This is a genomic window from Shuttleworthella satelles DSM 14600, assembly GCF_000160115.1.
Lineage (GTDB): Bacteria > Bacillota > Clostridia > Lachnospirales > Lachnospiraceae > Shuttleworthia > Shuttleworthia satelles.
The window spans coordinates 883,197-904,748 of record NZ_GG665866.1; the positions used below are offsets into that span (position 1 = coordinate 883,197).

15 protein-coding genes are annotated in these 21,552 nt (G+C 53.1%); 4 read left to right on the top strand and 11 right to left on the bottom strand.

Annotated elements, in window-relative coordinates:
• The first annotated feature begins 221 nt into the window (after positions 1 to 221).
• Positions 222 to 737 carry a DUF4364 family protein gene (locus GCWU000342_RS03940; protein WP_169304663.1) on the top strand — a complete coding sequence of 172 codons (516 nt, stop codon included), beginning with the start codon at positions 222 to 224 and terminating at the stop codon, positions 735 to 737.
• Here GCWU000342_RS03940 and GCWU000342_RS03945 read toward each other — a convergent pair.
• The 5 genes from GCWU000342_RS03945 to nifJ form a co-directional block, all read right to left on the bottom strand.
• Positions 731 to 2,074 carry an MATE family efflux transporter gene (locus GCWU000342_RS03945; RefSeq protein ID WP_006905980.1) on the bottom strand — a complete coding sequence of 448 codons (1,344 nt, stop codon included), beginning with the start codon at positions 2,072 to 2,074 and terminating at the stop codon, positions 731 to 733. The genes GCWU000342_RS03940 and GCWU000342_RS03945 overlap by 7 nt on opposite strands.
• 97 nt (positions 2,075 to 2,171) lie before the next feature.
• On the bottom strand, positions 2,172 to 2,735 hold the full coding sequence (locus tag GCWU000342_RS03950; RefSeq protein ID WP_045000657.1) for a flavin reductase: 564 nt from the start codon (positions 2,733 to 2,735) through the stop codon (positions 2,172 to 2,174).
• A 34-nt stretch (positions 2,736 to 2,769) separates the two neighbouring features.
• Positions 2,770 to 4,431: a putative manganese-dependent inorganic diphosphatase gene (locus tag GCWU000342_RS03955; protein WP_006905982.1), complete on the bottom strand. Its 1,662-nt coding sequence runs from the start codon at positions 4,429 to 4,431 to the stop codon at positions 2,770 to 2,772.
• A gap of 74 nt (positions 4,432 to 4,505) precedes the next feature.
• Entirely contained in the window at positions 4,506 to 5,720 is a 1,215-nt protein-coding gene (locus tag GCWU000342_RS03960) for a hypothetical protein (RefSeq protein ID WP_045000273.1), read from the bottom strand.
• 173 nt (positions 5,721 to 5,893) lie between these two features.
• A complete protein-coding gene (gene nifJ / locus GCWU000342_RS03965; protein ID WP_006905984.1) occupies positions 5,894 to 9,424 on the bottom strand; it encodes a pyruvate:ferredoxin (flavodoxin) oxidoreductase in 3,531 nt (1,176 codons plus the stop codon).
• 324 nt (positions 9,425 to 9,748) lie between these two features.
• On the opposite strand from nifJ, the gene GCWU000342_RS03970 reads away from it, so the two are divergent.
• Together GCWU000342_RS03970 and GCWU000342_RS03975 are read left to right on the top strand one after the other, a co-directional pair.
• Positions 9,749 to 11,389: an ABC-F family ATP-binding cassette domain-containing protein gene (locus tag GCWU000342_RS03970; RefSeq protein ID WP_006905986.1), complete on the top strand. Its 1,641-nt coding sequence runs from the start codon at positions 9,749 to 9,751 to the stop codon at positions 11,387 to 11,389.
• Positions 11,390 to 11,392: 3 nt separating this feature from the next.
• Entirely contained in the window at positions 11,393 to 12,670 is a 1,278-nt protein-coding gene (locus GCWU000342_RS03975) for a DNA polymerase Y family protein (RefSeq protein WP_006905987.1), read from the top strand.
• A 19-nt stretch (positions 12,671 to 12,689) separates the two neighbouring features.
• Here the strand turns inward: GCWU000342_RS03975 and GCWU000342_RS03980 are convergent, their stop codons facing one another.
• From GCWU000342_RS03980 to polA, 5 genes are all read right to left on the bottom strand, one after another.
• Positions 12,690 to 14,054, bottom strand: a complete 1,365-nt coding sequence (locus tag GCWU000342_RS03980) for a PFL family protein (protein WP_006905988.1) — start codon at positions 14,052 to 14,054, stop codon at positions 12,690 to 12,692.
• 114 nt (positions 14,055 to 14,168) lie between these two features.
• On the bottom strand, positions 14,169 to 14,447 hold the full coding sequence (locus GCWU000342_RS03985; RefSeq protein ID WP_006905989.1) for an ACT domain-containing protein: 279 nt from the start codon (positions 14,445 to 14,447) through the stop codon (positions 14,169 to 14,171).
• Between the two features lie 35 nt (positions 14,448 to 14,482).
• Positions 14,483 to 15,292: an MBL fold metallo-hydrolase gene (locus GCWU000342_RS03990; protein ID WP_045000275.1), complete on the bottom strand. Its 810-nt coding sequence runs from the start codon at positions 15,290 to 15,292 to the stop codon at positions 14,483 to 14,485.
• The gene (gene coaE, locus GCWU000342_RS03995; RefSeq protein WP_242649990.1) at positions 15,279 to 15,875 is read right to left on the bottom strand and encodes a dephospho-CoA kinase; all 597 of its coding nucleotides are present in this window, start codon (positions 15,873 to 15,875) and stop codon (positions 15,279 to 15,281) included. Before coaE ends, GCWU000342_RS03990 begins: the two co-directional genes overlap by 14 nt.
• A 148-nt stretch (positions 15,876 to 16,023) precedes the next feature.
• Positions 16,024 to 18,756 (bottom strand): DNA polymerase I, encoded by a 2,733-nt coding sequence (gene polA, locus GCWU000342_RS04000; protein ID WP_006905992.1) that lies wholly within the window; start codon positions 18,754 to 18,756, stop codon positions 16,024 to 16,026.
• 710 nt (positions 18,757 to 19,466) lie between these two features.
• Here polA and mscL point away from each other — a divergent pair.
• On the top strand, positions 19,467 to 19,895 hold the full coding sequence (gene mscL / locus GCWU000342_RS04010; protein WP_006905994.1) for a large conductance mechanosensitive channel protein MscL: 429 nt from the start codon (positions 19,467 to 19,469) through the stop codon (positions 19,893 to 19,895).
• 330 nt (positions 19,896 to 20,225) lie between these two features.
• On the opposite strand, the gene GCWU000342_RS04015 is transcribed toward mscL, so the two are convergent.
• Positions 20,226 to 21,488: a toxic anion resistance protein gene (locus GCWU000342_RS04015; RefSeq protein ID WP_006905995.1), complete on the bottom strand. Its 1,263-nt coding sequence runs from the start codon at positions 21,486 to 21,488 to the stop codon at positions 20,226 to 20,228.
• Positions 21,489 to 21,552: the final 64 nt, after the last annotated feature.

Genomic DNA, 21,552 nt, shown 5'->3' on the forward strand with positions numbered 1-21,552 from the left:
TTTCAAAGTGAATTTCATTGTCCAAACGGACCTATATGTGATGAATTCAATACTGGAAGTATATCTTATATATTCTGCGTATGCTATCATTATTTTAAATTTTATGAACAGGCAGGATATTGAGTCGCTTCTTGTAGCCGCAACTGTCTGGGCCATTGCCGGGCGCCAGGCAAGCTAAGCCGGCCAGAAAAGCTTATGCCATGGCAGGGAAGGATTTCATTTTGACCGAACAGAATCTCCTCTTCAAAATAATGGTTTTGCAATTGATCCACTCCGCTCAGGAGCCCTTGAGCAAGTCGCAGATCACAGACTTTTTCACAGATTTCCGCTACGCGGACTACTTTCGCGTTCAGTCTGTCATCTTTGAACTGCTTGAAAGCCAAATGCTGATCGAGGGTCCCAGATCCACAGTTCACCTCTACAGACTCAGCGAGGAGGGCGAGAGAACTCTTGAGGCCTTCTCGGACCGTATCAGCGAGGCAATCGCCGGAGACATCCGGGCCTATCTCTCATCTCAGGGCAAACGAATCTGCCGGGAGAACTCCCTGACCGCCAATTATGACAGGTCTGTCGGCGGCGGCTATATTGTCCGCCTGATTGCCAGAGAGGGGAATCAGGAAATCATCCGTCTCGATTTGCACGTGACCGGGAAAGAACAGGCTGAAGCCCTCTGCTACAACTGGAAAATCCGCTACGATGAAGTCTATATGCAGATCGTAGATCTCCTGCTTCAATAGAGCCGATATTTCTCTCGATACCGCGTCACAAGAAAGCCCGTCAGAAGGATAGCCCCCGTCTCGACCAGGGCCGCAATCATCCAGAGAGAGGTCCCTCCCAAAATAAGCGGCAAAAGCAGCACAAGAACGACCTGCAAAAGGACAGACCTGACCAGGGACAAAACCGCTGACACTTTTCCATTGCCCAGAGCTGTAAAGAGGGCTGAACCGAATATATTGAATCCCATAAAAAGATAAGCGACGCTGTAAATTCTCATCCCGCGCACGGTCAGCGCATACAGCTGTGGATTGTAGCCGACGAAAATCCCAGCCAGAAGACCGGCGCTGAGTTCCGCCAGAAGCGTCAGAATCAGACTGGCCCCTGCGAGGAGAGACAGACTGCGCCGAAAGAGATTGCGCAATTCCGCCTGATTCCTGGCTCCATACTGGTAACTGATGATTGGAGAAACGCCCATGGCGTAGCCAAAGAAAATGCCCACAAAAATGAAATTGACGTACATAATCACACCGTAAGCCGCAATTCCATTGGTCCCCATGTAGCAAAGGAGCTGTCTGTTGTAGAGCATGCCGATAAAGGAGGCGGCGGCGTTGGACAAGAACTCACTGGCGCCGTTGGTACAGGTTTTCACCAGAGCCCAGGGCATCCAGCCTGTCTTTCCCAATCGCAGCGGAGTCTTATTGGGCAGAATAAAAAAGACCAGAGGAACCAGCCCTCCCACCAGTTCGCTTCCCACGGTTGCCCAGGCAGCCCCTGCCAGCCCGAGGCCAAATCCTGCCACAAAGACATAATCGAGGATCATGTTCGTCACGCCGGCAATTACCGTGATCCAAAAGCCCATGCGGGGGCGTTCCGCGGCGATCAGAAAGCTCTGAAAAAAGTGCTGCAGCATAAAGGCGGTCATGCTGACCATACTGATCCTGGCATAGAGAACGCCATAGGGAAGCAGTTCCTCCGAAGCTCCCAGAAGCACTGCCGCCTGCGGGGCAAACAGGTATCCCAGCAAAGAGAGAAGGATCCCCAGGACCATAAGAGTATAGGTTGTCAGAGAAAAAATCTCCTTTGCCTGTCTCTCCTCCTTTTGTCCCAGCTTCAGAGAGACCAGGGCGACGCCGCCTGTACCGAACATAAAGCCCACTGCCGCGATCAACATCAGAAGGGGCATCACCAGATTCAGAGCCGCAAAGGCAACTTCTCCGGCGTAATTGGACACAAAAAAGCCGTCCACAATGCCGTAAATGGACGTGAAAATCATGGTCAAAATGGAGTGGCTGGTGAAACGCAAAAGCTTCCTGTCATCAAAATGATCCGCCAGACTGATTGCCTTTCTGTCGGCCATATCCTGCTCCTTTTCACACGGAATATTTCATATCGGCAAGCCTGTATCGCGCGTGTTTTCAGCGCGTGTTCTCAGCATATGTTCTCTTCGCCTCTTTCTATCTCTTTCTCACCGAACAGCCAAAGGTCCCCAGTTCCTGCCCCAGATCATAATAACTCCCGTGGCTGTAAACAATCGGATCCGCCTTTTCCAGGCAGAACTTGCCCCTCTCATCCATATATCTGCTGTCGGCATGAATCCGCAGGACGTCCGCAAGAAACATGGAGTGGCTCCCCAGCGCTATCTCCTGGCGAACCCTGCACTCCATATTGACCGGGCTCTCCGCGATCATGGGACAGCTGATCAATTCCGCCTCCTCTTTCGTGAGATTGCAACGCTGAAATTTATCCAGGTCTTTCCCTGAGGTCACCCCGCAGAAATCCGTAGCTCGCATCAACTCACGGGTCGTTAGATTCACTGTGAAAACGCCGCTCTCCTGAATCATCAGATAGGAGTGACGGGAGGGGCGGATCGAAATTGACAGCATGGGAGGATTGGTATTGATGGTTCCTGTCCAGGCCACAGTCAGAATATTATCCTCTCCCGCCTTGTTTCTACAGCTGACCATCACGACCGGAAGGGGATAGAGCATATTGCCCGGCTTCCAGGATTCTTTCTTCATTCCTCTCTCCATTCCTCTTCCCATTCCTTTCTCTTCAGATGGACCGGTAGTGAATCGCCTCAATCATCTGCGGCACCACCTGCTTCTTTCTGGATACAACTCCTGGGAGGATCGCGGAATTCTCTGCCATCCGATCTTCTCCATAAGCGTCAAGAACGATATCCCGGCTGTCCGTCCCCGCATAGAGCAGCTCGGTGCTCTGCTCCAAAATATTTGTCAGCATGACGAAGATCATATGCAGATTTTTCTCCACAATGACCGTCTCCATGTACTTGAGCAGTTTTTCCTTGATTGCTGCCAACTGCTTGGCGGAGACGCTGGACACCTGGGAGACGCCAAAATTGACATCCCCCGCGGTGAAGGTCTTAAAATCCGTGAACATAATCTCCTCCGTAGACTTGTTCCTGAAGTTGCTCCCCGCCTCGAACATGGCCATTGCGTGCTCTTCAATGTCAATATCCGCAATCTCTGCCAGGGTTCTCGCCGCGGCCTCGTCATAGGGTGTGCAGGTGGGGGAACGGAACATCAGTGTGTCCGAGAGGATGGCCGAACACATCAGGCCCGCGATTTTCCTTGGAATCTCGATCTTCTTTTCCTGATACATCTGATAAATAATGGAGCAGGAGCAGCCCAGGGGCTGATTGCGAAAGACAATGGGGCTGATCGTCTCCAGGCTTCCAAGCCTGTGATGATCGATGATTTCCAGAATATCCGCGTCCTCAATCCCGTCCACCGCCTGATTCTTTTCATTGTGGTCGACCAGGATCACCTTTTTCTTCTGCTTGGACAAGAGGATCCTGCGGGAAAACATCGCCACATAGTGCATCTGTTCGTCAACAATCGGGAAATCCCTGTGCCGGATCTTGTTGAGCCGGTCCGTCACATCCTCCAAATAGTCATCCATCCCAAACCAGATCAGATTCTTGCTCATCGTCATGAACTGGCGGATCGGCATGGCCTGATGAATCAGGCGGGCCGTCGTGAAGATATCATAGGTCGTAGAGATAATCACGATATCCTTCTCCCTGGCCATGGCAATAATAGAGTCCTCCACGCTGTTCACCCCGCAGATGATCAAGCAGGAGGGATTCTCATTGATGGCAATCACCTGTCTCTCCCAGGCATTTCCCGTAATCACCATGTCATTGGCGGCGATCTCCCGCCGCATATTGTCCCGGTCGCCGGATCCGATCACAACCTTGCCCCTGTGAAAGACACCGTGGTCATTGCCGGTCCAGAGCCTCCCGTCCAGGGTCTCTACAACATTTGCGTAGGAGGTGCGGGAGCTACTCATCGTCTCGTTGTCATAGACATTCATGTAGGACCTGGCAATGTCATCAGAAGTGATGATCCCCTCCACCTGGCCTTTGTCATTGACAATCGGAAGCGTGACCACATTCAGCTCGCGCATCTGCTCCCAGGCCCTTCGCAGGGAGTAGCTGCCCTTAACGCCCGGCGTGTATTTAAGGGCCAGATCCTTAATCTGGGCGCTGACATCAAATACCGTTTCCGGCTCCTCACACTGGAAGGTTTTTAAGACATAGCGAGTCTCCTCGTTCATCTCTCCCGCCTTCTTTGGTACATATGTCCCCTTATCTGTCATATTCTTGAAATTAGCATAGGCAATTGCCGAGCATATGGCGTCCGTATCCGGATTCTTATGTCCCAGCACCCAAATCAGATCATCACGATTCATCTTTTCTCCTCAGGCACTTTATTGTCTAAAAGAAAAATGCAGCAAAACTGCTGCATTTCCCCTCGATATCATCATCAGAATATTCCAAACAGTTTCAGCAGAATCACAAGCAGAGCGACAAAATCAACAGCGGCGAAGGTCGAAACCAGCGCAAAGCGTTTTCTGAGTGAAGTTGCTCTCGAATCAGCCTCTTTTAACTCCTCTTCCCTATGATCCAGTTCCTTCAGAAGGGCCTGAATATTTCGATAGGATTGGACGTTTTCCTTGTGCACCTTATTGGCAATGTCGGATTTGACTCCGTCAAGTCCTCCATTCATGCTGGCGATCGCCTCTGTCAGCTCCTCCGACATCATTTTTACGGTATCATCCAGCTTGGATCGCATCCCCAGCATCTGCCCGTCCATATCCCGGGTCATCTGCGTCACCTGACTTCCCATGTCCTGGGTCAGCTGATTCAGCTGTTGATCCATATTCTGGGCCAGCTGGCTCACCTGATCTCCCATGTTCTGGGTCAACTGGTTCACTTGCTGATCCATCCCGCTCGTCATCTGCTGAAACTGCCCTGTCACAGACGACTGCATCTGACTCAGCTGATCTCCCATATTCTGGGTCAGCTGGCTCATCTGCCGGTCCATCCCGCTCGTCATCTGCTGAAACTGTCCTGTCACAGATGACTGCATCTGACTCACCTGATCCCCCATATTCCGGGTCATCCGGCTCATCTGCTGATCCATCCCGCTTGTCATCTGCTGAAGCTGTCCTGTCACAGACGACTGCATCTGGCTCATCTGATCCCTGAGAAAGGCATCCTGATCAGCCCTGCTCTCCTCTGTCTGCTTCAGGGAATCCGAAAGCTTCTGATTGAGAGCTCCCATATCGCCGGACAGCTTGCTGAGAACCCGGTCAACCTGATCCTCGACATCTCCGGCGATGCTGTCCGCCTCTTCCTTCTTCTCAGAAATCAGTTGATTCAGGCGGGATTTCTCCTCCTCCTTGACCCGGACAATCGCATCCAGCTCCCGGACCTGGTTCTGCCTGGACAGGATCAGATTCTGCAGCTGTGTCGCCTTCTGGCGGAAGGAATCAATCTCAGCCAGAAAAGCCATATCCTCACTGTTGAACTGCTCTTCGGCCGAATCAACCTCTTCATCATCAGGCCGATCGAAGTTCTCCTCTTCAGACGGATTGGTCTCCTCGTCCTGAAGTCGATCCCTGTCCGTATCGCCAAAGCGATCGATATCCGCATCATTTGGCAGAATATTGAATTTGATCTCTGAAGTCTCTGGCATAATGGCTACATCCTTTCGTAACATATGGATCATTCTATCATCACTGGAAAATCTTGACAAGATAAACAGCCCCCGGGCCTAAGCTCGGGGACTGTTTATCAGGTCATATGAGAGCCTCATACTCTTTGATTCGAGGTGATCCTCTTTGGAATTTGAAGTGACTCTTTTTGGAATCAGTCTTCCGGCTTTTTGTAGAGGTTCACCAGCTTCTGAAGGTGTTCATACTTATCTCTCGCATCCTGCTCGGACTTGGCGAAGAGTTCGGCTGCCTTCTGCGGGTCGAACTTCTGCAGGGCCGCGTATCTGTTCTCACCAAGAAGGAATTCCTTATAGTCTCCGCTGGGCTGCTTGGAATCAAGAGAGAACTTGCTGTCAGCCTGGGGATTGAAGCGGAAGTTGAACCAGTAACCGGACTGAACTGCCAGCTTCTCCTCTGTCTGCGCCTTGCTCATGCCCTTCTTGATACCGTGGTTAATGCAGGGCGCGTAGGCGATGATCAGAGAGGGACCCGGATAAGCCTCTGCCTCGGCAATTGCCTTGACCGTCTGCTGCATGTCGGCGCCCTGAGAGATCTGAGCAACATACACATAGCCATAGCTCATGGCAATGGACGCAAGATCCTTCTTCTTAGTCTCCTTACCGCCGGCAGCGAACTGGGCAACCGCGCCGATCGGTGTTGACTTGGAGGACTGACCGCCCGTATTGGAGTAAACCTCCGTATCGTAAACCATGACGTTGATATCCTTGCCGGATGCCAGGATGTGGTCAACACCGCCGAAGCCGATATCATAGGCCCATCCGTCACCGCCAAATACCCACTGGGATTTCTTGGCCAGGAAGCTCTTCTCGTCAAGGATCTCCTTTGCGGCCTCAGATCCCTCCTTCTCAAGCTCGGCAATCAGGATATCGGTCGCGGCGCCATTTGTTGCGCCGACACGGAAGGTCTCCTTCCAGACTGCAATCGCATCCTTCAAGCCTGCGGAAGCTGTGGTCTTCTCCAGGGCATCCAGCTTGTTCTTCAGCTTGTCGCGCATAGCGTTCTGAGCCAGGAGCATGCCGTAACCGAACTCGGCCGCATCCTCAAAGAGTGAGTTGGACCATGCGGGTCCGTGTCCCTTGGCATCTACCGTATAGGGTGTAGAGGGTGAAGAGTTGCCCCAGATGGAAGAACATCCTGTTGCATTGGCAATGTACATGCGATCGCCAAAGAGCTGAGTGATCAGCTTGGCATAAGGAGTCTCTCCGCAGCCTGCGCAAGCGCCTGAGAACTCAAGCAGGGGCTGCTTGTACTGGGAACCCTTGACCGTATTGGGCTTGAACTTCTCTACAACATCATCCTTGACGGGAAGCTCAACTGCGTAGTCGAAGTACTTCTGCTCACCCTCGTTCTCCTCGAAGTTCTGCATGGTCAGAGCCTTGTTGCCCTTCATGCCGGGACATACATTGGCGCAGGAGCCGCATCCGGTACAATCGTAAGCGGATACAACAACAGCGTACTTGTAATCGGTGGGTCTGAGATCCTTGGCTGCAAAGCCCTCGGGAGCATTGGCAACTTCGTCATCAGTCAGAGCAATCGTACGAATCGCTGCGTGCGGGCAAACGTAAGAGCAGAAGCCGCATCCGATACAGTTGTCAGAATTCCACACGGGAACATCAGTTGCGACACCGCGCTTCTCGTAAGCTGCCGTCCCGTTCGGAGTGGAACCGTCCTGATAGGGAAGAACGTCAGATACAGCAAGCCTGTTGCCGGTCTGTGCATTGACCTTCTGCTGGATATTCTTGACAAAGGCGATTGCGTCTGCGCGTCCGGTTGAGGGAACGGCAGCCTCAAGGTCATCATCTTTGGCATCCTTCCAGGAGGCGGGAACATTTACCTTGTGGTAAGCGGTTGCACCGGCGTCGATGGCATCCCAGTTCATCTTAACAACGTTATCACCCTTCTTGGCGTAAGATGCCTTAGCCGCATCCTTCATGAGCTTCAATACCTGCTCCTCGGGAATCAGCTTGGTCAAAGAGAAGAAAGCGGACTGGAGAACGGTGTTGATCCGTCTTCCAAGGCCAATCTCCTTACCGATCTTTACACCGTCGATAATGTAGAAGTTGATATCATTCTCGGCGATGAAGCGCTTTACCTGTCCGGGAAGCTTCTCATCTAATTCATCCTCGGTCCACTGGGTGTTGAAGAGGAAGGTGCCGCCGGGAACCAGATCCTGAACCATGGGATACTTGTAGATATATGCCTGGCAGTGGCATGCTACGAAGTTGGCCTGGCTGATCAGATAGGTCGAACGGATGGGGGTATGGCCGAATCTCAGGTGAGACACGGTAACGCCTCCGGACTTCTTGGAATCATAGTCGAAGTAAGCCTGGGCATACATATCGGTGTTATCGCCGATGATCTTGATGGAGTTCTTGTTGGCTCCAACGGTTCCGTCTGCGCCAAGTCCCCAGAACTTGCAGTTGGTAGTCCCCTTGGGAGTGGTAACCGGATTCTCATGAACATCGAGAGAGAGGTGGGTTACATCATCCTTGATGCCAATCGTGAATTCCTTCTTCTCGTCATTCTTGAATACGGAAATGATCTGGCCGGGCGTGGTGTCCTTAGAGCCAAGACCATAGCGGCCGCCGAAGACGGGAACCTGATCGAACTTGCTGCCTCGCAGGGCCGCAACAACATCGAGGAAGAGGGGCTCGCCAAGAGCGCCGGGCTCCTTGGTGCGGTCAAGGACATTGATCCTCTTGACTGTGTCGGGAATTGCCTCAATCAACTTCTCTGCAACGAAAGGACGATAGAGACGAACCTTGACAACACCGACCTTCTCGCCGCGGGCCATCAAAAAGTCAATGGTCTCATCGATGGTCTCACAGACAGAGCCCATAGCGATAATCACTGACTCCGCATCCGGGGCGCCATAGTAATTAAAGAGACCGTAATTGGTGCCAAGCTTCTGGTTCACCAGATCCATGTAGTGCTCAACGATCGCTGGCATATCATCATAAGCCTGGTTGGATGCCTCACGGGTCTGGAAGAAGATATCGGGGTTCTGTGCAGACCCCATCTCACGGGGATGTGTGGGATTAAGCGCATTCTGACGGAAGGCCTTTAAGGCATCCTGGTCAACGAAATCCTTGAGGTCCTCGTAGTCCCAGGTCTCGATCTTCTGGATCTCATGGGAGGTGCGGAAGCCATCGAAGAAATTGATGAAGGGAAGACGCCCCTTCAGGGCAGCGGCGTGCGCTACAGGCGTCAGGTCCATAACCTCCTGTACAGACGACTCACAGAGCATGCAGACGCCTGTCTGACGGGCGGCGTATACATCGGAATGATCTCCGAAAATGCTCAGTGCGTGAGAAGCGATGGCCCTGGCGGACACATCGAAGACGCCCGGCAGTCTCTCACCGGCGATCTTGTAGAGGTTGGGGATCATCAGCAGAAGACCCTGAGACGCGGTATAGGTCGTGGTGAGGGCGCCTGCGGCAAGAGAACCGTGGACGGCACCGGCAGCGCCGGCCTCGGACTGCATCTCGGTGATCTGTACGACCTGGCCGAAGAGGTTCTTGCGCCCCTGGTTGGCCCACTCATCGGTTGCCTCAGGCATCACTGACGAGGGGGTGATGGGATACATAGCCGCTACATCGGTAAATGCATAAGAAGCATGTGCCGCTGCATGGTTACCATCCATGGTTTTCATAGTTCTTTTCATGTTGGTTCCTCCTAATAGATTTGCGTAACATCCTAGTAGCCGTCTGCCACACGGCCCCATCAAACGTTATAAATAAAGTGTAGGGTCTTTATCATGGAAAATCAACAAATTTCCCCTGAATCTCTGTTTTTAATTGTAAACATCGTCGAAGATCGCTTGTAAGACACCAACAGGTTTCCTTCTGCACTCCCCCTGCTCTCCTGGCAAAAGCGGGGCAAATCGTGTACACTTGACCAGAACTCTGGCAATGGGCCCATGTCATCTGTGAACGTATTCTGACGCCCATACCATTCATACACTAATCTAAGACAAGGAAGAACAAGCATGATCCAGGCAGTCAACGTATCTCTTCGTTTCGGCAAGAAGGCCCTCTTTGAAGATGTGAATGTCAAATTCACCGAGGGGAATTGTTATGGTCTGATCGGCGCCAACGGAGCCGGCAAGTCCACCTTTCTCCGCATCCTCTCCGGCGCTCTGGAGCCGACCACAGGCGACATCGTCATCAGTCCCGGTCAGAGACTGTCCGTCCTGGAGCAGGATCATTTTAAATACGACGATTACACAGTCCTTGACACGGTCATCTCCGGCAATGCCCGCCTCTATGAGATTATGAAGGAAAAGGACGCCATTTACGCCAAACCCGATTTCTCAGATGAGGATGGCGTCAAGGCGGCGGAGCTGGAAGCCGAGTTCGCCGAGATGGACGGCTGGAACGCGGAATCCGACGCCCAGACCCTGCTCAACGGCCTCTCTGTTGACCCTAACTGGCACTACTCTGTCATGAAAGATGTCCCCACAGACATCAAGGTCAAGATCCTTCTGGCACGCGCTCTCTTTGGAAACCCTGACATCCTCATCTTAGACGAGCCGACCAACCATCTGGATCTGGACGCCATCGCCTGGCTGGAGGAGTTCTTAATCAACTTTGAAAATACAATCATTGTGGTCTCCCATGACCGCTATTTCCTGAACAAGGTCTGCACCCACACTGCCGACATTGACTATGGAAAGATCCAACTCTACGCCGGCAACTACGACTTCTGGTACGAGTCCTCTCAGCTGATCATGAAGCAGCGCAAGGAGGCCAACAAGAAGAAGGAGGAGCAGATCAAGGAGCTCAAGGAGTTCATCTCCCGCTTCGCGGCCAACGCCTCCAAGTCCAAGCAGGCAACCTCCCGCAAGAAGGCGTTGGAAAAGATTGAACTGGACGATATCCGTCCCTCCTCCCGCAAGTATCCCTACATTGACTTCCGCCCCAAGAGAGAGATCGGAAATGAGGTTCTCTCCGTGGAGAACCTGACCAAGACCATCGATGGAGAACTGCTCTTAGATCATTTGACCTTTAACCTCAATTCCACCGACAAGGTCGCCCTGGTAGGCTCGAACGAGGCTGCCAAGTCCGTCCTCTTCCAGATTCTGGCCGGCCAGATGGAGCCCGATGAGGGGAGCTACAAGTGGGGCATCACCACCTCTCAGTCCTACTTTCCCAAGGACAACAGCAAGATTTTTGACAACGACATGATCATCGCCGACTGGCTGACCCAGTTCTCCGAGATCAAGGACGCCACCTATGTCCGCGGATTTTTGGGCCGCATGCTCTTTGCCGGCGAAGACGGCAACAAGAAGATGCGGGTCCTCTCCGGAGGTGAGAGAGTTCGTGTCCTCCTCTCCCGCATGATGATCGAGGGCTCCAATGTCCTCATGCTGGACGAGCCCACCGACCACCTGGATATGGAGTCCATCACAGCCTTAAACACCGGACTGACCAAGTTCCCGGGCGTCCTCATTTTCTCTTCCCGCGACCACCAGGTCGTACAGACCACAGCCAACCGCATCATCGAGATCCTGCCGAATGGAACTATTGTCGACAAGGTATCCAGCTACGACGAATATCTGGAGAGCGATGAGATGGCCAGAAAGCGAACCGTCTACTCCACCACGGAGGACGAGGAAGAAGACGATTGAGTTATGCCCGATCCCATTATCTTTCACGTCGACGTCAACTCCGCCTTTCTCTCCTGGACCGCGTCAGACCGCATGGCAAAGGGCATCGACAAAGTAGACCTGCGCGATCTCCCCTCTGCCATCGGAGGCGATCCCAAAACCAGGCATGGCATTATTACCGCCAAGTCCATCCCCGCCAAGCGATACGGAATCGTCACCGGAGAGCCGGTCAGCCAGGCCCTGCGCAAGTGTCCCTCCCTGATCCTCGTCCCCGGCGATTATTCTCTCTACGCCCGGCAATCTCAGGCTCTGATGGACCTTCTGCGCAAATACGCCCCTGCCGTGGATCCCTTTTCCATCGACGAGGCCTTCTGTGATATGACCGGAACCGCCAGCCTCTATGGCGATCCGGTCCTTTTTGCCCACAAGCTCAAGGATGAAATCCGCAGAGATCTAGGCTTCACCGTCAATGTTGGCATTTCCTCCAACCATCTTTTGGCTAAGATGGCCTCTGACTTCACCAAGCCGGACCGGGTTCACACGCTCTGGCCCCGGGAGATTCCCCGGAAAATGTGGCCTCTTCCCGCGGCTGATCTCCTCTTCGTGGGCGAATCTACAGCCCAAAAGCTCAAGAGTCTCGGCATTCTGACCATCGGAGATCTGGCCGGGACACCTGAGGATCTTCTGGTCTCGCACTTTGGAAAGCACGGATCCCAGATGCTGGCCTACGCCAACGGGACGGAACCGTCAGACCTGACTTCCCGTCACAGGAAAAGCAGAGGCTTCTCCAATGAAATCACGATCTCTCACGATCTGGTCGACCGGGAAGAAGCCAGGCTCATTCTCCTCTCTCTCTGCGAAACTCTGGCTGCCCGGATCAGGCTTCAGGGGGACAAAATCCGTCTGGTCGGCGTCTACTACAAGGACAGCAGCTTCGTCTCCGCCTCCCGGCAGACAAGGTTAAACCGATCCAGTTCCTCAACGCAGACCATCTATGAGACCGCCTTGTCTCTCTTACATGAGCTCTGGGATGGAAGGCCTCTTCGTCTGCTCGGCGTTCGCGGCTCGGAGATTGACAAGGACAGCGGCAGCTATCAGATGGATCTCTTTGATGCCGGAAAAAACAGGAAACTGGATCAACTGGACGCCGCTGTAGATCAGATTCGGGATAAATTCGGCGATTCCTCCATCAGACGAGCTGTCTTCCTGGGAGCGGATGAGACCGACTTAAAGAAACGCAGGTCAAATCGCAGCAGGAAAAAGCCAGAGGACCCGACTGAGCCGGAAACTCCGTGCTGCTAAAACATGACAAAGGCTGCGCTTAATTTTTAAAGGAGTGTATGGGAGCTGGAATTCTGCCGCCGCGGTTCACGAAATCCGAGCATCCGAAAGCGGATACCGGCTGTACGGGAGCTGTTCCGAGCAGACCTCCCAGCTCCACACTGTCTCCGACGTCTTTGCCGATGACAGGAATCAGACGAACCGCCGTCGTCTTCTGATTGATCATACCAATTGCCATCTCATCCGCGATAATCCCGGAAATGGTATCCGCGCTGCTGGCCCCGGGGATGGCAATCATGTCAAGTCCCACAGAGCAGACGCAGGTCATTGCCTCAAGCTTCTCCAGGGTCAGGGCATTGGCCTGTACAGCGTCAATCATTCCCTGATCCTCCGAGACAGGGATAAAGGCTCCGGATAAGCCCCCGACATAGGACGAGGCCATAATGCCGCCCTTTTTGACCTGGTCATTGAGCAGGGCCAGGGCCGCGGTCGTACCGGGAGCCCCCACCCGTTCCAATCCGATCAGCTCCAGAATATCCGCGACAGAATCTCCGATCGCCGGCGTCGGGGCCAAAGACAGGTCAATGATCCCGAAGGGGATGTTCAGACGCTTAGAAGCCTCCTTGGCCACCAGCTGCCCCACGCGGGTAATCTTAAAGGCCGTCTTCTTAATCGTCTCACAGAGGATTTCAAAGCTCTCTCCCCTGACAGACTCCAGAGCTGTCTTGACCACACCCGGCCCGGAGACGCCGACATTAATAATCGCATCCGCCTCCGTCACCCCATGGAAGGCACCGGCCATAAAGGGGTTGTCATCGGGGGCATTGCAGAAAACCACGAGCTTGGCGCATCCCAGAGAATCCTCCTCTTTCGTGTAGACCGCAGTCTCGTGTACGATCTCTCCCATGAGGCGGACAGCGTCCATGTTGATCCCTGTCCTGGTGGAGGCAAGATTTACAGAAGCGCAGACCAGCTCGGTCTCAGCCAGAGCCTGGGGGATCGATCGGATCAGGTTCTCCTCCGCGGCCGTCATCCCCTTGGAAACCAGGGCGGAGTAGCCGCCGATGAAATTGATTCCCAGCTGATGGGCCGCCTTATCCAGCGTGTGAGCGATAGTCACAAAATCCTCTGGTCTCTTACAGGCCGCGGCGCCCACCAGAGCGATGGGGGTGACGGAAACCCTCTTGTTGACGATGGGGATCCCATACTCCCGTTCTATCTGACTTCCCACCTTGACCAGATCCCGCGCGACGCTGGTCAGCTTGGTGTAAATCTTCTCATTGACAGAATCTAAATCAGAATCAATGCAGTCGAGAAGGCTGATGCCGATGGTAATGGTACGGACGTCCAGGTTCTCCTCTTCTACCATGTGATTTGTCTCAAGAACCTCATACTGGCTAATCATTGCATATCCTCATATCATTTCCTATTGTCACGCGCACTTTCTTCTTGTTGTCACGCGCGCTGTCTTAGCCCGCTTTTCGGGAGCGGATGAACTGGTCTCCTCTGACACGGTCAATCAAACGCGGTGCATCATCTCAAAGATCTCTTCCTTCTGGCACTTGATCTGCACTCCCTTATCCCTGCCGATCTGATCTAGACTCTTCTGCACATCTTCAAGCTGCAGAAGAGCACGGTCAAAGTCAACGATCATCATCATGTTGAAGTAGCCGTTTACAATGGTCTGGGAAATGTCTAAGATATTGATCTGCTCCTGAGCCAAATAGGTGCAGACCGCGGCAATAATCCCTACCGTATCCTTGCCGACAACAGTAATAATTACTTTGGTCTTCTCCATATGCTTCTCCTTTATCCGGTCCTTTCTTCCTGTATTCAGACAACAACCCTCACGGAGGGACGATCTCTGTGGGCTACCGTAATCGGAAAGTCGCTGCCCTGATAGGGATTATCTCCCAGCGTCACCTCCAGACGAACTGTCTCGTAGGCCAGTTCTTCCAGATTGTTCTCATGCGAGAGATGACCCAGCAGAATATGCTTGATCTTGTCATGCAAAAGCCGCCCCAGAAGCTGCCCCGAGGATTCGTTGGACAGGTGTCCCCGAGATCCCAGGATTCTCTGCTTGAGAGGATAGGGATAGGGCCCGACCTCCAGCATTTTCACATCGTGGTTGGCCTCCAGAAGCATGGCGTCCATTCCCTGAAGGCGCTCTATCGTATAGTCGTCATAGGCGCCGAGGTCGGTGCAGACGGCGACCCTCTTATCCCCATCTTCTGTTCTTTGCCGCATGGTATAAGCCACGGGATCCGCCGCGTCATGAGAGATATGCATGGGACAGATCTCCATATCTCCGATTGTAAATGTCTGGTCCGGTCGAATCACATGATAGAGCGATGGGTCAATGGTTCCCAGACTCCGCTTTGTGGCAACGGCGTCTATTGTCCCCTGGGTGGCATAGATCGGCAGGTGATACTTCCGGGCCAGAACACCCAGTCCGCTGATGTGATCAGAGTGTTCATGCGTCAGCAGGATCGCGTCCATATCTAAGCTGGTCATATCAAAAGAGTTAAGGCCCGCCTCGATCCGTTTGGCGCTGATCCCTGCGTCTACCATCACATGACTCTGATCTGTCCCGACACACACGCAATTTCCGCTGCTGCCGCTCCTCACACTAAATAATTCCATCACCTAAAATACTCCGAATCTGCCGATAGGATTCTTCCACACTTCCGCTGTTGTCAATCACATGTGTACAGTTCCTTCGAAAAAGCTCCTCAGATAACTGGGAGGCGAAAATCGCATTGATCTTCTCATCGCTGTAGCCCCGCGACTTTCTCAATCGGTCTCTGCGACGATTCTCATCCGCGTAAATATACCATAATTCATCACAGATTTTTTTGTAACCGTCCTCAATCAGAAGCGCCGCTTCCACAACGAAGTAGGGGGTTCTTCCTTCCTTTTTCCTGTCGGCAATCTGCCGGATCAGCTCTGTCTTGACCGCAGGGTGAATCAAATCATTCATTCGCGCGCGCAGGGTCGGATCTTTGAAAATCAGCTCCGCCGCCCTCGTCCGAATCAATCCTCCCTCCGGATCAAAGGCATTTTTCCCGCGAAAAAGCTCCTGAAGACTGCCGTGCAGGTCTGTTCCCGGCCTGATCAGCTCCTGGGCCAGCTCATCGGTTCGGACGACACAGGCCCCGTATTTCTCCTCAAGATATGCCAATAGCAGGCTTTTCCCCGCTCCGACTCCGCCGGTGACCCCAATCACTTTCAATCTAAATCACTCTCCATCCAAGTCACTCTCCATCCAAGTCACTCTCCGTCCAAGTCACTCTTTATCCAAGTCACTCTCCATATTCGATTTGTCCCGGCCCTTCAGGCACGGACAGCGTCAACCGCTCATGACAATGGAAGCTTCATTTGGCATCATACCAGTTCCTGCCGCTGTGCGTGTCAATTTCCAGCTCGACGGAGAGCTGAGCGGCTCCCCTCATCTCCTGATCCAGGATTTCTCTGACCTCTTGCTCTTCCTGCTCGAAGGTCTCAACCAGGAGCTCATCGTGAACCGTCAGAATCAGGCGCGACCGCAATCCCTCTTTGGCAAGACGATCGTGAACCCGAACCATGGCAATCTTGATAATATCCGCCGCCGTCCCCTGAACAGGCGCATTCATGGCAACTCGCTCTCCGAACTGCCGCTGCATGAAATTGGAATTCTTCAACTCGGGAACAGGCCTGCGTCTTCCAAAGAGAGTGACCGCGTAGCCCTCCTTCCTGGCAAATTCCACAAGGCCATCCAGATAGTCATGCAGCCTGGGATAGGCGGCAAAATATCCGTCGATATATTCCTGGGCTTCCTCTCTGGAAATTCCCAGATCCTTGGCCAGACCGAAGGCCGAGATCCCGTAGACGATTCCGAAGTTGACCGCCTTGGCGTTAGACCTCTGCTGATCCGTGACCTCTTCAAAGGGAGTATGGAAAACCAGAGAGGCTGTCGCCCGGTGAATGTCCTTTCCCTGCCGATAGGCCTCGATCAACTTGGGATCCTGGGACAGATGCGCCAACACGCGAAGCTCAATCTGCGAGTAATCGGAATCGACAAAGACGCAGCCCTCCATGGCGGGGAAAACCCGGCGGATCTCCTTGCCGAGCTCCATGCGTATGGGGATATTCTGCAAGTTAGGCTCCGTCGAGGAGAGACGTCCGGTGGCCGTCACTGTCTGCTGAAAAGAACTGTGTATCCGACCATCATCCGCAATCACCTTGGCCAGTCCATCCGCGTACGTCGACTTGAGCTTTGTCAGCTGGCGAAACTCCAGGACATCTCTCACAATCTGATAATTGACAGCCAGAGGGTCTAAAACATCCGCGGCAGTGGAATAGCCCGTCTTGGTCTTTCTGGCGCCGGGCAGCCCCAGCTGACCAAAGAGAACCTCTCCCAGCTGCTTTGGAGAATTGATGTTAAAGGTCTCTCCCGCCTCCCGGTAGATACCCTCCTCCAGCTCGTTAATACGGCCGACCAGCTGATCTCCATAGCTCTTAAGGGCCTCTTTTTCAACCGCGATTCCTGCCGTCTCCATGTCATAGAGCGTATAGACTAAGGGGAGCTCTACTTCTTCGTAGAGAGCGCGCATCCCCTGCTCCTCCAAACGTTTTAATAGCTTCTGAGGGGCCCTGGAAGCAACATAGGCCTGATAGCAGGCATAATGCATCCGATGCTCTACCTCCTCAGGATCCTCCCAGATCTGGTCCGCCTTCTTCTTTCCAAAGAATTCAGAATAGGATGGAATGCTCAGGGCAAGCTGGTCTCTCGCGATATCCTCTGTCGGATAAGAGGAGGACAGAGGATCTAAAAGATAGGCCGCCACCTGCAGGTCAAAGGACCTGCCGCGGTCTGAAAAGCTAAGCTGTGACAGCGCCTCTTTTAAGTCCAAAAAAGCAAGGTTTTTCCCCGCGTCCGCGAGAGCCTGCAGTCCGCGCCGCAGGTCAGTGGATTGGATCAGGTCCCCGGAGCCGTCATCCGCTTCAGAACCAAACAGGCTCAGCTGCCTGGCCTCTGTGTCCGCTTCCGCAAAAAACGCCTTCCCCTCGAAGGAGATGGCAAGCGCCCGGATCTGCCCGGCCCTGGCGGCCGAGTGATCCTTGAGAAAGAGTCCTGCCCCGATCCATGTCTCCTGGCTTTGCCCGGCCCTTTCAATCATCTCCTCAAAGGCCGTTCTCGATGTCAGATGAGAAAATCGACTGGTCAGATCCTTCTCTTCCCTGTCAACAGACTCCTTGTCAAATCGGAGAAGGATATTCTTAAATCCCCAGTCCTTACAGAGACGATAGGCGTCATCTGTGAAGATATTCCCTATCTGAGCCGCTGCCAGATCATAGTCGATTTTTGCGTGAACATCGATCGTTGCCAGTGTCTTACTGAGTCTGGCCTGATCCCAGAAGTCAACAATGTTCCTGGCGGCTCTGGGCGGTTTCAAGTCCTCGGCGTGCTCATGAGCGGCCTCAATGGAACCATAGGCCGCAATGATATTAATCGCCGTCTTCTCTCCGATCCCGGGAACCCCCGGGATATTGTCTGCCGTATCCCCCCAGAGGGCCTTCACATCGATGAACTCGGTCGGACTGACCTGATAGGTCTCCCTGACGTCTTTGGCATAATAGCTCTCGGTCTCCGTGCCGCCCTTTTTGGTCTTCGGAATCATAATCTTGACCTTGTCCGTAGCCAGCTGCAAGAGATCGCGATCCCCGGACAGAATTGTCACATCCATCCCGGCAGCTTCTCCGATTTTTGACATGGTCCCCAGCAGATCATCCGCCTCCAGCCCCTCCTTGGTCACCAGGCATATCCCCATGGCGGCGAGCATCTCCTTTATCATGGGAACCTGCTCCCTTAACTCGGCTGCCATGGGCTTACGGGTCCCCTTGTAGTCGGCAAACATTCGGTGGCGAAAGGTCGGAGCCGACAGGTCAAATGCCACCGTCAGATGATCCGGCTTCTCCTCCTCCATTGTCTTAAAGAGAATATTCAAGAACCCATAGACCGCGTTCGTGTGCTGTCCCTTGCTATTGGTCAGGTCAGGCAATCCGTAAAATGCCCGGTTTAAAATACTGTGACCGTCGATGAGGAGAAGCTTGCTCTGCTCTGCCATAGGGATACCTCTTGTCTGCAAACAATACTGTTCCTATTATGCCACCAAGCCCCGCCTCCTGCAATCCATGCAGGCTCTGTCAGACTTGTAGCCTGCGAAGCTTGCAGGACTTGCTCCCTGTCAAGCAACTGCTAAACGCAGGCTCTGTCAAACAGCCCCCCTGTCTTCCTGCCTGTCTGACCCGCTTTGTTAAACAGCAGCGTAACGCCTTCTTTTATTCGTACGTCAGGCAGCTTTCCCGCTTTCCTCCCAGTAATCCCGGTAATCATCCTCGCTGGAAAAAAGCATGTAGCAATTCAGCACATAGCCCATATAGCCCTCATTGGTGTAATATCCCTTCATTCTGTCCTCCTGTCCCTGCAAGATCTGCCATAGCAGCGGAGCCTTCCCGCTTTGCCTTCCTCTTTCGGGTGATCTAAGGATAGTCTTTCATGTGCACCATTTATGGGATATTTATAAGCCTTCCGTTCAACCTTCTGTTCAAATTGAAAAGGCTGAATGGAAAGAGCAAATTCCATCTTCTCTTTCGAAAGATTGGATTGATTGGATTGATCTTTTCTCCCTATGGAAAAGGGGCTAGGTATTTTCTCCATTCACCGCTATAATAGTGAACAGTCGTATGCACATGGCAAACATTCGATTGCGAAAATTCATCTATTATCGCCCCGCCCGCAAAATACGGGCACAGATTATGCAGAAAAGGAGTTCCAATGAAAAAGTTTATAACTGAATTCAAGGAGTTCGTTGCCCAGGGCAATGTCATGGACATGGCCATTGGCGTCATCATCGGCGCAGCCTTCAAGGCCATCATTGATTCTCTGGTCAAGGATATCTTAAATCCCCTCATCGCTCTCTTCACCGGCGACGATTTGAGCATGCTCTCCATCAAGATTGCCGGCGCTCAGCTGACCTACGGAAACTTCATCTCCGCTGTCATCAACTTTTTCATCATCGTCCTGATTCTCTTTATCATGATCAAGGCTGTCGCCAAGGCCAAGAATATCACAGCCAAATCCGAAGAAGAGGCTTCTGAGCCGACTGAGAAGGAATGCCCTTACTGCAAGCGCATGATTCCCATCGGCGCAACCCGCTGCGGATACTGCACCACAAAGCTTAAGGGCTTCCAGGGGCAGGAATAAACATCTTTTTCCATTGAAACTGTGGAATGCGCATGTGAATCTACGGAATATGCATGTGTGTCTATGGAATATACATGTGAATCTATGAAATATATGCCGTGAACATTCCCTAATTATGAATCAATATGCGCCCGCCGGGCGCACGCAAGAATCCCCCTCTCCACGGGTTGTCCATGGAGAGGGGGATTCTTATCTTTTCACTACTGCAGAGGCCTCTTTGCCAGCACATCTTGTCCTATCATTCAAAAGGACAAGGGACATGGCCGATCCTTTCCGCTGAAAAGGGCAGGCATAAGACCCCGAAATCCATCACGAAAGCCGGGAAAAAGCTCAATTCTGCGCCGCCTGAAGCAGCTTCTCCTTGAGCTGGTTCTCGATTCCGACCAGCTGCTTCTCGGCATCGGCTCTCTTGGCCTTGCCATCCTTCTGGATCTGCATTACCTCATCCAGAGTGGAGATCAGCTGATTGTTGGTGTGCTGGAGAGTCTCAATATCCACAATGCCGCGCTCAGACTCCTTGGCCGCCTCGATTGTAGCGGACTTGAGCTTGTCCGCGTTCTTACGCAGAAGCTCATTGGTCATATCTGTGACCTCTCTCTGAGCCTTAGCCGCCTGGGTCGCGTGCTCGACGCCCAGAGCAATGACCATCTGATTCTTCCAGAGCGGGATGGTATTGACAATGGTGGTCTGAATCTTCTCCGCCATCATGGTGTCGGAGGATTGAACCATACGGATCTGGGGCCCGGTCTGTACAGAGATGGTCCGGGTCAGCTCCAGATCATAGAGCTTCTTCTCAAAGCGGTCGCACTGAGCCGCAAGATCCTTGGCCGCCTGGGCATCCTCGGCGGAGCCGGTCTGAGCCGCCTTGGCCTCCAGCTCCTTGAGCTGGCCGTTTCGCACGTCGGCAAGGCGCTTCTTGCCGGCGATAATATACATGGTCAATTCCTTGTAGTAATCCAGGTTCATCACATACATCTGATCCAGCATGGCGATATCCTTGAGCAGGGTCTGCTGATGCTTCTCCAGCTCTCTGGTGATCGTTCCCACATTGGTCTCTACCTTGGAGTACCTGGCGCGAAGCGTCTCGATCCTGTTCTGCGCCCTGTGGAAAATGCCAAATAAGCCCTTCTCCTGCTCACTTGCGTCGAAATTCTTCAGCTCGCCGATCAGGTTGGTGATCATGTCTCCAACCTCTCCCATATCCTTATTGCGGACAGAATTTAAGGTCTGTTCGGAAAAGGAAGCCATCCTCTGCTGGGTTCCTGCCCCGTAGCTTAGGATCCCGTTGGAATCCGTCAGATCGATTTTGTCTGCAAATGCCTCAGCCTGCGCTCTCTCCTGGGGGGTCAGAATCGAGTCATCCATCTTAGCCTCCGCCGGGTCAGCTGCCACCGCGACCTGGGGAGCTGCGGGGCTTCCAAAGCTTAAGGTCGCCTGAGACTGCTGCGCAAGGCCCTGATCCTGCGCCGGATTCGCCTCCTCCTGAGCCATCGCCTGAGCCTGCTGAACAGCTGCTGCGGGCTCTGCCATCTGATTCTGTCCTGCCGCCGCTGCCTCCTGCGGATTGGTCTGATTGAATTCCAATTCTGCCATCTCTTTCTCCTCTCCTTTTATCCTGAAAACATCTCATTGATAGCAATGGAATATTAGCTTCGCG

Bases quoted from the DNA above. Each gene is read 5' to 3' on its own strand.
- GCWU000342_RS03945 (WP_006905980.1), bottom strand. From the start codon at position 2,074: ATGGCCGACAGAAAGGCAATCAGTCTGGCGGATCATTTTGATGACAGG.
- GCWU000342_RS03950 (WP_045000657.1), bottom strand. From the start codon at position 2,735: ATGAAGAAAGAATCCTGGAAGCCGGGCAATATGCTCTATCCCCTTCCG.
- GCWU000342_RS03955 (WP_006905982.1), bottom strand. From the start codon at position 4,431: ATGAATCGTGATGATCTGATTTGGGTGCTGGGACATAAGAATCCGGAT.
- GCWU000342_RS03960 (WP_045000273.1), bottom strand. From the start codon at position 5,720: ATGCCAGAGACTTCAGAGATCAAATTCAATATTCTGCCAAATGATGCG.
- nifJ (WP_006905984.1), bottom strand. From the start codon at position 9,424: ATGAAAAGAACTATGAAAACCATGGATGGTAACCATGCAGCGGCACAT.
- GCWU000342_RS03970 (WP_006905986.1), top strand. From the start codon at position 9,749: ATGATCCAGGCAGTCAACGTATCTCTTCGTTTCGGCAAGAAGGCCCTC.
- GCWU000342_RS03975 (WP_006905987.1), top strand. From the start codon at position 11,393: ATGCCCGATCCCATTATCTTTCACGTCGACGTCAACTCCGCCTTTCTC.
- GCWU000342_RS03980 (WP_006905988.1), bottom strand. From the start codon at position 14,054: ATGATTAGCCAGTATGAGGTTCTTGAGACAAATCACATGGTAGAAGAG.
- GCWU000342_RS03985 (WP_006905989.1), bottom strand. From the start codon at position 14,447: ATGGAGAAGACCAAAGTAATTATTACTGTTGTCGGCAAGGATACGGTA.
- GCWU000342_RS03990 (WP_045000275.1), bottom strand. From the start codon at position 15,292: ATGGAATTATTTAGTGTGAGGAGCGGCAGCAGCGGAAATTGCGTGTGT.
- polA (WP_006905992.1), bottom strand. From the start codon at position 18,756: ATGGCAGAGCAGAGCAAGCTTCTCCTCATCGACGGTCACAGTATTTTA.
- mscL (WP_006905994.1), top strand. From the start codon at position 19,467: ATGAAAAAGTTTATAACTGAATTCAAGGAGTTCGTTGCCCAGGGCAAT.
- GCWU000342_RS04015 (WP_006905995.1), bottom strand. From the start codon at position 21,488: ATGGCAGAATTGGAATTCAATCAGACCAATCCGCAGGAGGCAGCGGCG.